The following is a 12,877-nucleotide window of genomic DNA, read 5'->3' on the forward strand; positions in this document are numbered from 1 at the left end:
GTAAACCTTGTGGGAGCAAGCTCGCTCCTACAAGGTTGCGGGTCAAGGCAACTCTATGCCGCCTGCTGCCTTGTGCAATTTGCGCAAATGCTCGCCGATCTGCTTCACGTTGGCTTCGTTGGCGGCCATTTCGGCGGCGCGGCTCGGTTCAAGCAAGGCTCTCACTTCCTTGTCCAGGTCTCCGGACAGCGCCAGCAGCTGCTTCTGGCGCTGGCTGCTTTCCGATTCCAGATGCTCCCACTCGCTCGGCTGTGGCAAGCCATAACCGTTGGTGCCCAGCAGTTCCGCAGGACGGCTGAGGAAGCCACTGTTGGCGAGAATGTCCTTGAGCGTTTCGTTGGCCTTGTCCATGCCGCCATTCTGCAATTCCCGGGCGCCCAGATAGCGCTGCTTCACTTCATCCTGAGCCAGCAGCAATTGCTGACGGAAGCTGGCCTGCTCCAGCAGGAGCAACGCCGCGCTGGTGCGCAGGTCCGCCTGCTCGAACCATTGCCGACGTTCCGCGGCTTTCAAGTCCAGCCACTCTTCGACGGTTTCCTGTTTGATCGGCAAGTGCTTTTTCAGGATTTCGAACATCGCCTGATAGCGTTCGCGGAAGGAATCGAAACGATAACCCAGGCGCAAGGCTTCCCGCGGATCGTCCAGCACACTGGTGTCCGCCAGCCCTCGACCTTTGAGCACTTCCAGCAAACCGTTGGGCATGATGTTGTCGAGCCCTACCAGTTTCGGGTTGTTGGTGCCGCCACGCAGCAATTTCAGTTCTTCTACTGCGCAGTTGTTCGACAGGAAGAAGTAGTTGCCGTCGTAGCTCCAGTGCATCTCGGCGGCACGTTCCACCACGTCTTCAATTTCTGTGCGCGACAGGTTCAGGGGCACGGAGGCCAGGCTGCGCAGTTCGGTCTTGGTATATTCGTCGATGACCTGGGACAGCGGCAGGATAAACAACCGCGACGGGTATTTGCCGACCAGGCCATCCCAGCTCGACAACTGTACGTCGCCGACGAAGGCGCGATACGACAGCACCAGGTGCTGGTCCAGGTCCAGTCGACAATCCGGGCCACGGGGGCGGCCGGGCGCGCAGATCACCAGACGCAACATGCTGTGGCCCCAGCGGCTGAACAGGTTCTGGTTAGCCTCGGCCAGCAGGTAGTCAACGGCATAGACCCGCTCCGGATCGACCTGCCCCAGCGGTGTCTTGGCGAAGTCGTTGCCTGCATTGAGGAACGCGACGGTTTTGCTGCAGGTGTCACTGGCGGCGGGCGCCCAGCCGAAATGTTCTTTGTAGTAGCGATACAGTGCGGGACGGCGGCAGGCGTAGCTCGGGTCGAGGAGGAAATACTCCATGTTGACCGCGACGAATTCCTTGGGACTGCTGGTCTCGTAGATATCCGGACTGCGGGCAATCTGGCGATTGTGCTGTTCGCGTTCACCCCGACGGCCTACGTATTGCTGCCAGCCGGCCAGGTCGAGCAGGCGCGGATCGTCGCTGAGGGTAAAGCGCCGATCGGACTGGCCCCGACATAGGTCGGGTATTCCGACCAGCCCTGAGCTGTTGTTGCGCCGGGTGCAGCGCTGAATCAGCTTGCGCTCGTCATCCGGCCACAGGCGCGAACGGTCGTAGATGTGAGTCAGCTCGTGCAATACAGTGGCCAGCATTTCCCGGCGCACGGTGCCATGGGGGCGATGGGTTTTTTTGCTCGCGGCGCTGCCATCGGTGAGGCCGTCCAGCAGGTTGCGGTTCAGATCGAGCTGGGACACCAGCGATGCCTGGCCGTAGGCATTGCGCGGCATGTCATCGGTCCAGCCGACGACGATACGCCGGTCCATCTGCTCGATGAAGCGTGGTGGCAGCGCCTGCATGGCTTCATCAAGCAACGCCTGGCTGGCTTGCTGTTGCGCGGGCGTCAGGCCTTCGGTCTTGAGTTGTAACTGCAGGCCTGCGTGGGCCGTGTTGCCGAGCAGCAACAGGGCCCCGGTCAGCAGCCAGGCGCGTAGACACCTCACAGTGCGAGGATGGCTTCGGCGAGATCCTGATCGCTGGCGTCGCGCGCTTCCGGCACGCGGGTGCGCAGCAAGTTGAAGGCGGACTCCAGGTGAGCGCCACGAATGTCGCCATCGCTGGCGACGAAACTGGCGGCGTCGTCCTGGGCTTCGCGTACGATTTTCGAATCGCGAATGGACGTGGTGGTGTCGGAGGTGAAATCGAGGGTGCGCTGGGTCGCACGGATCAGGATGTTACTGGTGGCAACCAGAGTATGTGCCTGGGCCACATCGGCCAACAGCAACAGGCCGAGGATGGCAGCAATCAGCGGGTTACGCATGGAACGAACTCCAGAAAAGCAGGGATAACTATTGGACGAGAATTGCTTGCGCCAGTTCAAGGTCGCTGGCATGAAGTTTTGCCTGGGTCTGGCGCAGATACCGAAGGGCCGACTCCAATCGTGCGCCTCTCAGTTGGCCGTCACTGGCAATGAATGCCGCGGCATCATCGTGGGCGGCGAGCAGTAGTTTATGGTCGAAGGGGGCGGAGGTCACGAGGCTTGTGGCGTAACCACTGGCGACGGTGCCCTGGGTGGACAGGTTGAAGGCGTCATAAGCGTGGGCTGATGCGCAGTAACCGAGGGCGAGAAAGACTGGCGTGATCAGGAAGCGGGAAGGAAAACGCATGAGGCTCGACAGTTGAAAGTGAGTCCCAAGGCTAGCGCAAGGGCCGGTCTAGAGCCAGCGCCGAAACATTGGGGCACGCCGGACGTGCCCCATGTCTGTACCGCCGTTTAGATCGTCAGGATCGCCTGCGCCAGTTGTGCGTCTGTTGCACTCAGTTGTGGCGCCTTATGGCGAATGTGATCGAGGGCGCTTTCCAGCTTCACACCGCGGATGGAGCCTTCGCTGGCGACGAAGCTGGCGGCGTCGTCACGGGCGGCGAGGACGATCTTGTCATCCTTGAACGACGACGAAACGATGTTGGTGGTCGCATCGGAAGTGGCCTTGAGCGCGTTGACCACAGCATCCGTGGTCACGATGAAGCTGGTGGCTTGGGCACTGGCAGCCACGGCAAACAGGGCCGCGGCGCTAAGCAGGCGAAGACGGGACATGGGGTAACTCCTTTTGGTAGACCATTTGAAATATGGCGCAGTGTCTGCAAAGTCAGACGCCAGGCACTCGGCGTTCGCCACGTTCTGAAGTGATATTAGGCCTGTCTGTGTCGGTTCGAACAGTCCCGGCCCTGCACGCAGGAAGTCAGCGCCAGAACGGTTTATCCAATTCATTGCTGCGGTCGGCGTGGCTGATACCCAGATCCGCTAGCTGGCGATCATCGAGTTGAGCCAGCAAACGTCGCGTTCTCGCCCTTTCCAGGCTGGCGCAGAGCCCTTTGAGCAGCCCTCGAAGCCTCTGCTGGCAAGGTCTCGATTGAACCGATGGAATGGAAAAATCCTGTACGTTCTTCATGGCACGGTCCCTGTCCTGATAAGTGGAGAGCTCCATGCTGACACCCGCCGAATAGTCACTACAGACACACAGAGGCTAAATTGTACTCATGCAGTTTGTTGTTTTTGAAAACTGTACTGGTTGTCAGGATAGTCTTCTGTAAGACCGGGTTTGCCGGGCCAAAACGACAAAACCCGTCGTGGTTGCCCACGACGGGTTTTGTTTTTTCAATTCGGGTTGCTGGCGGTGGACCTTAAGGTCAGAGCCAGCGACGCTAACTTAGCGCCAGAACGGCTTGCTCAGCTCTTCGTAGCGTTGTGCTTCGCTAATCCCGGCGTCAGCCAGCAGACGCGAATCCAGGCGAGCCAGTTGATGGCGGCTGGTAATGCGGCGCTGCCACAACATCAGGTTGGCGATAACGCGCAGAGGCAGGGAAGCCTGGGTTTTTGCAGCAGTGTCTTCGAAAAACAGATCGGAACTGAGTGTACGTTCCATGGTGGTCATCCTTCCGCTTGTGGCGGGATTAGGTAGTGGTTTAACTGGTGCCCATGATCCTCTTGTTTGCCTAGTCTCTGTAGATACAGTTCATCTGTATTGTGAGAGCTCAGTTAACTGTTTATAGGGGGTGTACTGGTCGAAATTGAGGCAACTGTACCTGTCTGCACTGTTTGAGTGCAAAAATGCTGTTTTACCCCGGTGAGGTAAGAATTTTCCGTAGGAAATGACCAGTACAGCAGTACAGTTTTTTTCATATTGCGAGGGCGGCAAGCGCATGCTGGCGAAACTGTGTTTGCGCCAGCTGCTATCTGTAGCAATTACTTCTTCAGCATGTGCCCGGTTTCTTCCAGGTTTATGTGCCAACTGAGTGCGTCACGCAGGATGTGCGGGGTGTGTCCGCCGATGGCGCACGCTGCAGTGAAGTAATCATTCAGCGCCTGGCGGTAATCCGGGTGTACGCACTTGTCGATGATGACCCGCGCACGCTCCCGGGGCGCCAGGCCTCGCAAGTCCGCCAGGCCCACTTCGGTCACGAGGATGTCGACGTCATGTTCGGTGTGGTCAACATGGCTGACCATCGGCACCACACTGGAGATCGCACCGCCCTTGGCGATCGACTTGGTCACGAACACGGACAGGTGCGCGTTGCGCGCAAAATCGCCCGAGCCGCCGATGCCGTTCATCATCCGGGTGCCGCAGACGTGGGTGGAGTTGACGTTGCCGTAGATGTCGAACTCCAGCGCCGTGTTGATGCCGATGATGCCGAGGCGGCGCACGACTTCAGGGTGGTTGGAGATTTCCTGCGGGCGCAGGACGAGTTTGTCCTTATAGCGCTCCAGGTTGCCGAACACATCGGCGTTGCGCCGGCTCGACAGGGTGATCGAGCTACCCGAAGCAAAGCTCAGCTTACCGGCGTCGATCAGGTCGAAAGTCGAGTCCTGCAGCACCTCGGAATACATCGTCAGGTCTTCGAACGGCGAGTCGATCAGGCCACACATCACCGAGTTGGCGATAGTGCCGATACCGGCTTGTAGCGGACCGAGCTTGTTGGTCATGCGTCCGGCGGCCACTTCCTGTTTGAAGAAGTCGATCAGGTGGTCGGCAATGGCTTGGGTTTCGGCGTCTGGCGCCAGCACCGTGGAGGGTGAGTCAGCCTGATTGGTGACCACGATGGCGACGATTTTTTCCGCCGGAATCGGGATGGCGGTGCTGCCAATGCGGTCGTCGACTCTGACCAATGGAATCGGAGTGCGGGTCGGGCGATAGGTCGGGATATAGATGTCGTGCAGGCCTTCGAGGTTCGGATTGTGCGCCATGTTGATCTCGACGATCACGTGCTTGGCGAAAATCGCGAAGCTGGCCGAGTTGCCTACCGAGGTGGTTGGCACGATATGCCCTTGTTCGGTGATCGCAACGGCTTCAATCACGGCAATGTCCGGCAGTTTCAATTGCTGGTTGCGCAATTGCTCCACGGTTTCCGACAAGTGCTGGTCGATGAACATGACTTCACCGGCGTTGATCGCCTTGCGCAGGGTGCTGTCGACCTGAAACGGCATGCGTCGCGACAGTACGCCAGCTTCGGTCAACTGCTTATCGAGGTCGTTGCCCAGGCTGGCGCCAGTCATGAGGCTGATCTTCAGCGGCGTGACCTTGGCGCGCTCGGCCAGCGCCTGAGGAACGGCCTTGGCTTCGCCAGCGCGAGTGAAGCCACTCATGCCGACGGTCATGCCGTCCTCAATCAGAGCGGCAGCGTCGGCAGCGCTCATCACTTTGTCCAACAACGAAGGCAGGCGAATACGGTCACGGTACATGGATTGTTATCTCGGGCAACAGGTAGCAGGACGTGCAGTCTAGTGAATTGCGTCGACTTCTGTCCCGCTACCAAGGTCGCAATCGAGGCGTCTATTCCGGGCCTTTCAAGCAAAACACCGTTACCGGATCGGTAATAAAAGAATAGTTTGTCCGACGATTTGCGCAAACAAAAACGCCCCGACGAGTCGGGGCGTTCTGTGTGCCGCAGAGGTTTAGTCGACGGCTTTTACCATGTCTTCGATGACCTTTTTGGCGTCACCGAACACCATCATGGTTTTGTCCAGGTAGAACAGTTCGTTGTCCAGGCCGGCATAGCCGCTGGCCATCGAACGCTTGTTGACGATGATGGTCTTGGCCTTGAACGCCTCGAGGATCGGCATGCCGGCAATCGGCGATTTCGGATCGTTCTTCGCGGCCGGGTTGACCACGTCGTTGGCGCCCAACACCAGCACCACGTCGGCCTGACCGAACTCGGAGTTGATGTCTTCCATCTCGAACACCTGGTCGTAAGGCACTTCGGCCTCGGCCAGCAACACGTTCATATGGCCCGGCATGCGACCGGCAACCGGGTGGATCGCGTACTTCACGGTCACGCCGCGATGGGTCAGCTTCTCGGTCAGTTCCTTCAACGCGTGCTGCGCCCGTGCTACCGCCAGACCATAGCCCGGAACGATGATCACGGTGTCGGCGTTGGTCAGCAGGAAAGTCGCGTCGTCAGCCGAACCGGATTTCACCGGACGGGCTTCCTTGGCGCCTGCCGGACCTGCATCGGCTGTATTGCCGAAACCGCCGAGCAGTACATTAAAGAAGGAGCGGTTCATCGCCTTGCACATGATGTACGAGAGGATCGCACCGGACGAACCTACCAGCGAACCCGCGATGATCAGCATCGAGTTGTTCAGCGAGAAGCCGATACCTGCGGCTGCCCAGCCGGAGTAGCTGTTGAGCATCGACACGACCACTGGCATGTCCGCGCCACCGATCGGGATGATGATCAGCACGCCCATGATGAAGGCCAGGGCCAGCATCAAGGCGAAGGCGCTGAGGTCGCCGGTCAACATGAAGGTGATGCCCAGGCCCAGGGTAGCCACGCCCAGCAGCAGGTTCAGTTTGTGTTGACCGGTGAACTGTACCGGTGCGCCCTGGAACAGGCGGAACTTGTACTTGCCCGACAGCTTGCCGAAGGCAATTACCGAACCGGAGAAGGTGATCGCACCAATTGCGGCACCGAGGAACAGTTCCAGGCGGTTACCGGCCGGGATCGCGTCACCCAGTTGCGCAACGATGCCCAGCGACTGCGGCTCGACGACCGCCGCAATGGCGATGAACACCGCGGCCAGGCCGATCATGCTGTGCATGAAGGCGACCAGCTCGGGCATCTTGGTCATTTCAACGCGTTTGGCCATGATCGAACCGGCAGTGCCGCCGATCAGCAGGCCGACGATCACGTAGACGATACCGTCATGGGCCAGCTCGGCACCGAGCTTGTAGATCAGGCCGACCGTGGTGAGGATCGCCAGGCCCATGCCGAGCATGCCGAACAGATTGCCGCGACGCGACGTGGTGGGGTGCGAAAGGCCCTTGAGCGCCTGGATAAAGCAGACCGAGGCGATCAAATACAGGGACGTAACCAGGTTCATGCTCATGCTTGCTGCACCTCAGCCTTGACTGCTTCGGCCTTGGCAGCCGGAGCTTTGGCCGCTTTCTTCTTGAACATTTCCAGCATGCGCCGGGTGACCAGGAAGCCACCAAATACGTTGACCGCGGCCAGGGCCACGGCCAGGGTGCCCATGGTCTTGCCCAGCGGGGTCACAGTGAGGGCGGCGGCGAGCATGGCGCCGACGATCACGATGGCCGAGATGGCGTTGGTGACAGCCATCAGAGGCGTGTGCAGTGCAGGTGTAACGTTCCAGACCACGTGGTAGCCGACATAGATGGCCAGCACGAAGATGATCAGGTTGTAGATACCGTGAGAGATCAGCATGTCTTCCATTGTTTTTATCCTCAGCCGTTCTTGCGCACGATCTGGCCGTCGCGGCACATCAGGCACGCGGCGACGATATCGTCTTCAAGGTTGATCACCAGTTGTCCTTCTTTATCGAACAACAGTTTCATGAAGTCCAGCAGGTTGCGTGCGTACAGCGCCGAAGCATCGGCCGCCACTGCGCCCGCCAGGTTGGTCGGGCCAACGATGGTCACGCCATTTTCGACGACCACCTGATCGGCCACCGTCAGCGGGCAGTTACCGCCCTGGGCGGCCGCGAGGTCGATGACCACCGAGCCCGGTTTCATCTGTGCCACGGTTTCTACGCTGAGCAGCGTCGGTGCCTTGCGGCCGGGAATCAGTGCTGTGGTGATGACGATGTCAGCTTGTTTGGCGCGCTCGTGCACGGCTGCGGCCTGACGCTGCATCCAGCTGGCCGGCATCGGCCGGGCGTAACCACCGACACCAACGGCGCATTCACGCTCTTCGTCGGTCTCGTAAGGCACGTCGACGAATTTCGCGCCGAGGGATTCGATCTGCTCTTTCACCGCAGGACGCACGTCGGAGGCTTCGATCACGGCACCCAGGCGTTTTGCCGTAGCAATGGCCTGCAATCCGGCCACGCCGGCACCCAGGATCAGCACGCGCGCCGCTTTCACGGTGCCCGCAGCCGTCATCAACATCGGCATGAAACGAGGGTAATGGTGAGCGGCCAGCAAGACAGCCTTGTAACCGGCAATGTTGGCTTGCGACGACAGCACATCCAGGCTTTGGGCGCGGGAGGTACGTGGCGCAGCCTCCAGGGCGAAGGCGGTAATGCCGCACTCGGCCATCTTGGCGATGGTTTCGTTGTTGAACGGATTGAGCATACCCACCACAACGGTGCCGCTTTTAATCAGCGCCAGCTCGCTGTCGCTGGGGGCGACCACCTTCAAAATCAGCTCTGCTCCAAACGCATCATTGGCGCTGCCAATGGTTGCGCCTGCCGCTTCATAGGCACTGTCGACAACACTGGCATTAACGCCGGCGCCGCTTTGTACAGTGACCTTATGACCCTGGCTGATCAGCTTCTTGATGGTTTCCGGGGTTGCAGCAACCCGTGTTTCACCGGTCTGGGTTTCGAGAGGAACACCAATGTGCACGTCAAATCTCCTGCGTGATCTTATTGAGTAAACCCATGCACTACGGATGGTGCGGCTGGGGCGGCCGATCAGCACGATCCCGCCAAATCAGGGCGGGGCGCGGCATTTTGCAGGCGAACTTTGTGCCCTTCAAGGGATTATGACGGGTGACGGAAAATTAACTACAAGTCACCCCGTGACCGAATGTCGCAACCAACCGGCTCGATCCCTTGCAGACCGTGCTTTACAAGGATTCTGGTCGAAATTGAAGAATTTATACATCGGCCGTATGAATGATGCGGCATCGCCTCGAAATAGTGGCGCAAAGCCGCATGATCAGGCGCTTGTGGGACGTTTGTACGACTTCTCGATACAGTTTGCTGTTATGCGACAAATCCGTATATCTGTAGGGCTTTTATTTTGCTGACTACGGGGTCAAGTAACGTGGGGGAGCCTTTACTCCTCTAGGCTGTAGCTGTGCGCCTGGTTTACCAGCCAGTCACGAAATGCCCTTAAAGAGGCGGATTCGACCTTTCGCTCAGGAATCATCAGGTAATAAGCCTTGATGCTGGACAGTGCTTGCGGGTTGGCGATCACCAGGCGTTTTTCTTTCAACTCCCTTTGAATCAGGAACGGCGGAATCAGGGCAATGCCCATGTCATGCATGGCCGCCTGGGCGAGCATGGAGAATAGCTCGTAGCGGGGGCCTGTCATGTCTCGCGGGACATTCAGGTGTTGGGAATCGAACCACTGGCGCCAGGCATAAGGACGGGTGGTTTGTTGCAGCAGGGGCAAATCGGCGATTTCGCCGGGCGTAAGGCTGGTCTTGTTTGTGAGCAGGTTGGGGCTGCAAACGGGCATCGGATTTTCACCCATCAGCCTGTGGGATTCCGTACCCGACCAATCCGCGTCGCCGAAGTAGATCGCGGCATCGAAATCAGTGTCGGCGAACAGGAATGGGCGTGTGCGGTTGGTCAGGTTGACCGTCACTTCCGGGTGCTTGTGCTGGAAGTCCTTGAGTCGTGGCAGCAGCCATTGGGTACCGAAGGTCGGGACCACGGCCAATTCGATTACGTTGGTGCCCTGCTGGCCCATCACGGACAAGGTGTCGCGCTCAACCGCATCCAGTTGAGTGGCGACCCGGCGGCTGTAGGAAAGCCCAGCCTCCGTCAGCTTCACTCCACGCCGCGAACGTCGGAACAGTTCTACGCTGAGGAACTCTTCAAGGCTGGCGATCTGTCGGCAAATCGCCCCCTGGGTCAGCGAAAGCTCCTGGGCGGCCTTGGTGAAGCTTTCATGGCGCGCCGCGGCCTCGAAGCTGATCAGGGCGGTGGTGCTGGGTATCTTCCTGCGCATGTACGTCAACCTCACTAATGCATCGCATAAAAGCTCTTTTGCGACGTTTCGGAGTGAGAAATTAGCACAACAGTATGCGAAATCCTCGTTTGCCGTAGCGTCGATCCAGGCCTAGGATCACTCCACGTTATTTGACCCGATTCGAGAGGACACACTCATGGGCGGTAAAGCTAGCTTCAACTGGATCGATCCCCTGCTGCTGGATCAACAGCTCACTGAAGAAGAACGCATGATTCGCGACACGGCTGCGCAGTTCGCGCAGCAGAGCCTGGCGCCGCGCATTCTTGAAGCTTTCCGCCATGAGAAAACCGATCCGGCGATCTTCCGCGAAATGGGCGAAGTGGGTCTGTTGGGTGCAACCATCCCGGAGCAGTACGGTGGCAGCGGCCTGAACTACGTCAGCTATGGACTGATCGCCCGTGAAGTCGAGCGTATCGACTCCGGTTATCGCTCGATGATGAGCGTTCAGTCCTCGCTGGTGATGGTGCCGATCAATGAGTTCGGTACCGAAGCGCAGAAGCAGAAGTACCTGCCGAAACTGGCCTCGGGCGAGTGGATCGGCTGCTTCGGCCTGACCGAGCCTAACCACGGTTCCGACCCGGGCGCGATGATCACTCGTGCACGCAAAGTGGAAGGCGGCTACAGCCTCACTGGCAGCAAGATGTGGATCACCAACAGCCCGATTGCCGATGTGTTCGTGGTCTGGGGCAAGGACGATGCCGGCGACATCCGCGGCTTTGTTCTGGAGAAAGGCTGGAAAGGCCTGAGCGCTCCGGCGATTCACGGCAAGGTTGGCCTGCGGGCATCGATCACCGGTGAAATCGTCATGGACAACGTGTTCGTGCCGGAAGAGAACATCTTCCCGGATGTCCGTGGCCTGAAAGGTCCTTTCACCTGCCTCAACTCGGCACGGTACGGCATCTCCTGGGGCGCACTGGGTGCGGCCGAGTTCTGCTGGCACACCGCTCGCCAGTACACCCTGGATCGTCAACAGTTCGGCCGTCCATTGGCAGCCACTCAGTTGATCCAGAAGAAACTGGCCGACATGCAGACCGAAATCACCATGGCGCTGCAAGGCTGCCTGCGTCTGGGTCGTATGAAAGATGAAGGCACTGCAGCAGTCGAAATCACTTCGATGATGAAGCGCAACTCTTGCGGCAAGTCCCTGGACATCGCGCGCATGGCTCGCGATATGTTGGGTGGCAATGGCATCTCCGATGAGTTCGGCGTTGCTCGCCACCTGGTGAACCTGGAAGTGGTGAATACCTATGAAGGTACTCATGACGTCCACGCGCTGATCCTCGGTCGTGCACAAACCGGCATCCAGGCGTTCTATTAACAGGAGGACGTCCATGGGCGCGCTATCGCATCTACGGGTACTGGATTTATCGCGGGTGCTGGCCGGACCTTGGTCCGGGCAGATCCTGGCCGACCTCGGCGCCGAAGTGATCAAGGTCGAGCGCCCCGGTAACGGTGATGACACGCGCGCCTGGGGGCCACCCTTCCTTAAAGACGCTTATGGGGAAAACACCAGCGAGGCCGCCTATTACCTGTCGGCCAATCGCAACAAGCAATCGGTCACCATCGACTTCACTCGCCCCGAAGGGCAGAAGCTGGTGCGTGAGCTGGCGGCGAAGTCGGACATCCTGATCGAAAACTTCAAGGTTGGTGGTCTGGCGGCCTATGGCCTGGACTATGAATCGCTGAAGGCGATCAATCCGGACCTGATCTATTGCTCGATCACCGGGTTTGGCCAGACCGGTCCTTACGCCAAGCGTGCGGGTTATGACTTCATGATCCAGGGGCTGGGCGGTCTCATGAGCCTCACGGGGCGACCTGAAGGCGAAGAGGGCGCTGGGCCGGTGAAGGTTGGTGTGGCGCTGACGGACATCCTGACCGGGCTATATTCGACTGTGGCGATCCTGGCTGCGCTGGCGCATCGGGATCACGACGGCGGGGGGCAGCATATCGACATGGCGCTGCTGGACGTGCAGGTGGCCTGCCTGGCCAACCAGGCCATGAACTACCTGACGACAGGCAATGCGCCTAAACGTTTGGGTAATGCTCATCCGAACATTGTGCCCTATCAGGATTTTCCTACGGCGGATGGCGATTTCATCCTTACCGTCGGGAACGACGGGCAGTTCCGCAAGTTCGCGGAAGTGGCCGGGCAGCCGCAGTGGGCGGACGATCCGCGTTTTGCCACCAACAAGCTGCGGGTGGCGAACCGTGCGGTGCTGATTCCGCTGATCCGCCAGGCAACGGTGTTCAAGACCACCGCTGAATGGGTGGCGCAGCTGGAGCAGGCGGGCGTGCCATGCGGGCCTATCAATGACCTGGCGCAGATGTTTGCCGATCCTCAGGTCAAGGCGCGCGGCTTGGCCATCGAGCTGCCGCACGCGCTGGCGGGAATGGTGCCTCAGGTGGCGAGCCCTATTCGTCTGTCCGAAACCCCGGTGGAGTACCGGTTTGCGCCACCTCTGCTGGGTGAGCATACGCAGGAGGTATTGCATCGGGTCCTGGGGCTGGATGCTGGAGCGGTGTCTGCGCTCAAGGCGTCTGGCGTGCTCTGATTGCTCTCTTCTATATAGGGAAGCGTTTTTGCTTCTCTATATAGCCTTCAAATCTGGCGTTTTGGCGCTTTCTGCAAGTTATTGATAGAAAGGAAAATCAGTGC

The 12,877-nt window shown here is 59.2% G+C and carries 13 protein-coding genes; 2 read left to right on the plus strand and 11 right to left on the minus strand.

The genetic code is table 11. From position 1 onward, the window contains the following. Positions 1-42 precede the first annotated feature (42 nt). From ACEN83_RS30755 to ACEN83_RS30805, 11 genes are all read right to left on the minus strand, one after another. Entirely contained in the window at positions 43-2,004 is a 1,962-nt protein-coding gene (locus tag ACEN83_RS30755; protein ID WP_495579172.1) for a DUF7844 domain-containing protein, read from the minus strand. Next, positions 2,001-2,321, minus strand: a complete 321-nt coding sequence (locus ACEN83_RS30760; RefSeq protein WP_007969755.1) for a DUF2388 domain-containing protein — start codon at positions 2,319-2,321, stop codon at positions 2,001-2,003. The genes ACEN83_RS30755 and ACEN83_RS30760 overlap by 4 nt, the downstream gene beginning before the upstream one ends. 28 nt (positions 2,322-2,349) lie before the next feature. After that, entirely contained in the window at positions 2,350-2,667 is a 318-nt protein-coding gene (locus ACEN83_RS30765; protein ID WP_116579886.1) for a DUF2388 domain-containing protein, read from the minus strand. 107 nt (positions 2,668-2,774) lie between these two features. After that, complete coding sequence (locus ACEN83_RS30770; protein ID WP_095967832.1) at positions 2,775-3,095, minus strand: DUF2388 domain-containing protein; 321 nt, start codon at positions 3,093-3,095, stop codon at positions 2,775-2,777. A 145-nt stretch (positions 3,096-3,240) separates the two neighbouring features. After that, positions 3,241-3,450 (minus strand): DUF1127 domain-containing protein, encoded by a 210-nt coding sequence (locus ACEN83_RS30775; RefSeq protein ID WP_116579896.1) that lies wholly within the window; start codon positions 3,448-3,450, stop codon positions 3,241-3,243. Positions 3,451-3,708: 258 nt separating this feature from the next. Beyond that, on the minus strand, positions 3,709-3,924 hold the full coding sequence (locus ACEN83_RS30780) for a DUF1127 domain-containing protein (protein WP_007969750.1): 216 nt from the start codon (positions 3,922-3,924) through the stop codon (positions 3,709-3,711). Between the two features lie 320 nt (positions 3,925-4,244). Continuing rightward, positions 4,245-5,738, minus strand: a complete 1,494-nt coding sequence (scpC, locus tag ACEN83_RS30785) for a succinyl-CoA:acetate CoA-transferase ScpC (protein WP_095967831.1) — start codon at positions 5,736-5,738, stop codon at positions 4,245-4,247. Positions 5,739-5,951: 213 nt separating this feature from the next. Further along, positions 5,952-7,385, minus strand: coding sequence for an NAD(P)(+) transhydrogenase (Re/Si-specific) subunit beta (locus ACEN83_RS30790; protein WP_007969748.1), 1,434 nt, complete (start codon positions 7,383-7,385; stop codon positions 5,952-5,954). Next, positions 7,382-7,732: an NAD(P) transhydrogenase subunit alpha part 2 gene (locus ACEN83_RS30795; protein ID WP_053152987.1), complete on the minus strand. Its 351-nt coding sequence runs from the start codon at positions 7,730-7,732 to the stop codon at positions 7,382-7,384. Before ACEN83_RS30795 ends, ACEN83_RS30790 begins: the two co-directional genes overlap by 4 nt. An 11-nt stretch (positions 7,733-7,743) precedes the next feature. Further along, entirely contained in the window at positions 7,744-8,865 is a 1,122-nt protein-coding gene (locus tag ACEN83_RS30800) for a Re/Si-specific NAD(P)(+) transhydrogenase subunit alpha (RefSeq protein WP_116579887.1), read from the minus strand. 435 nt (positions 8,866-9,300) lie between these two features. Further along, positions 9,301-10,200, minus strand: coding sequence for a LysR family transcriptional regulator (locus tag ACEN83_RS30805; RefSeq protein ID WP_495579173.1), 900 nt, complete (start codon positions 10,198-10,200; stop codon positions 9,301-9,303). A 157-nt stretch (positions 10,201-10,357) separates the two neighbouring features. Between ACEN83_RS30805 and ACEN83_RS30810 the strand changes: the two genes are divergently transcribed. Further along, positions 10,358-11,539, plus strand: a complete 1,182-nt coding sequence (locus ACEN83_RS30810; protein ID WP_007969743.1) for an acyl-CoA dehydrogenase — start codon at positions 10,358-10,360, stop codon at positions 11,537-11,539. A 13-nt stretch (positions 11,540-11,552) separates the two neighbouring features. Next, entirely contained in the window at positions 11,553-12,773 is a 1,221-nt protein-coding gene (locus ACEN83_RS30815) for a CaiB/BaiF CoA transferase family protein (RefSeq protein WP_495579174.1), read from the plus strand. Positions 12,774-12,877 lie beyond the last annotated feature (104 nt).

Source organism: Pseudomonas sp. Pseusp49, from assembly GCF_059491875.1.

Excerpts from the sequence above, each read along its gene's own strand:
- ACEN83_RS30775 (WP_116579896.1), bottom strand. The coding sequence starts at position 3,450 with ATGAAGAACGTACAGGATTTTTCCATTCCATCGGTTCAATCGAGACCT.
- ACEN83_RS30795 (WP_053152987.1), bottom strand. The coding sequence starts at position 7,732 with ATGGAAGACATGCTGATCTCTCACGGTATCTACAACCTGATCATCTTC.
- ACEN83_RS30815 (WP_495579174.1), top strand. The coding sequence starts at position 11,553 with ATGGGCGCGCTATCGCATCTACGGGTACTGGATTTATCGCGGGTGCTG.
- ACEN83_RS30805 (WP_495579173.1), bottom strand. The coding sequence starts at position 10,200 with ATGCGCAGGAAGATACCCAGCACCACCGCCCTGATCAGCTTCGAGGCC.
- ACEN83_RS30770 (WP_095967832.1), bottom strand. The coding sequence starts at position 3,095 with ATGTCCCGTCTTCGCCTGCTTAGCGCCGCGGCCCTGTTTGCCGTGGCT.
- ACEN83_RS30760 (WP_007969755.1), bottom strand. The coding sequence starts at position 2,321 with ATGCGTAACCCGCTGATTGCTGCCATCCTCGGCCTGTTGCTGTTGGCC.
- ACEN83_RS30790 (WP_007969748.1), bottom strand. The coding sequence starts at position 7,385 with ATGAGCATGAACCTGGTTACGTCCCTGTATTTGATCGCCTCGGTCTGC.
- scpC (WP_095967831.1), bottom strand. The coding sequence starts at position 5,738 with ATGTACCGTGACCGTATTCGCCTGCCTTCGTTGTTGGACAAAGTGATG.
- ACEN83_RS30810 (WP_007969743.1), top strand. The coding sequence starts at position 10,358 with ATGGGCGGTAAAGCTAGCTTCAACTGGATCGATCCCCTGCTGCTGGAT.
- ACEN83_RS30765 (WP_116579886.1), bottom strand. The coding sequence starts at position 2,667 with ATGCGTTTTCCTTCCCGCTTCCTGATCACGCCAGTCTTTCTCGCCCTC.
- ACEN83_RS30780 (WP_007969750.1), bottom strand. The coding sequence starts at position 3,924 with ATGGAACGTACACTCAGTTCCGATCTGTTTTTCGAAGACACTGCTGCA.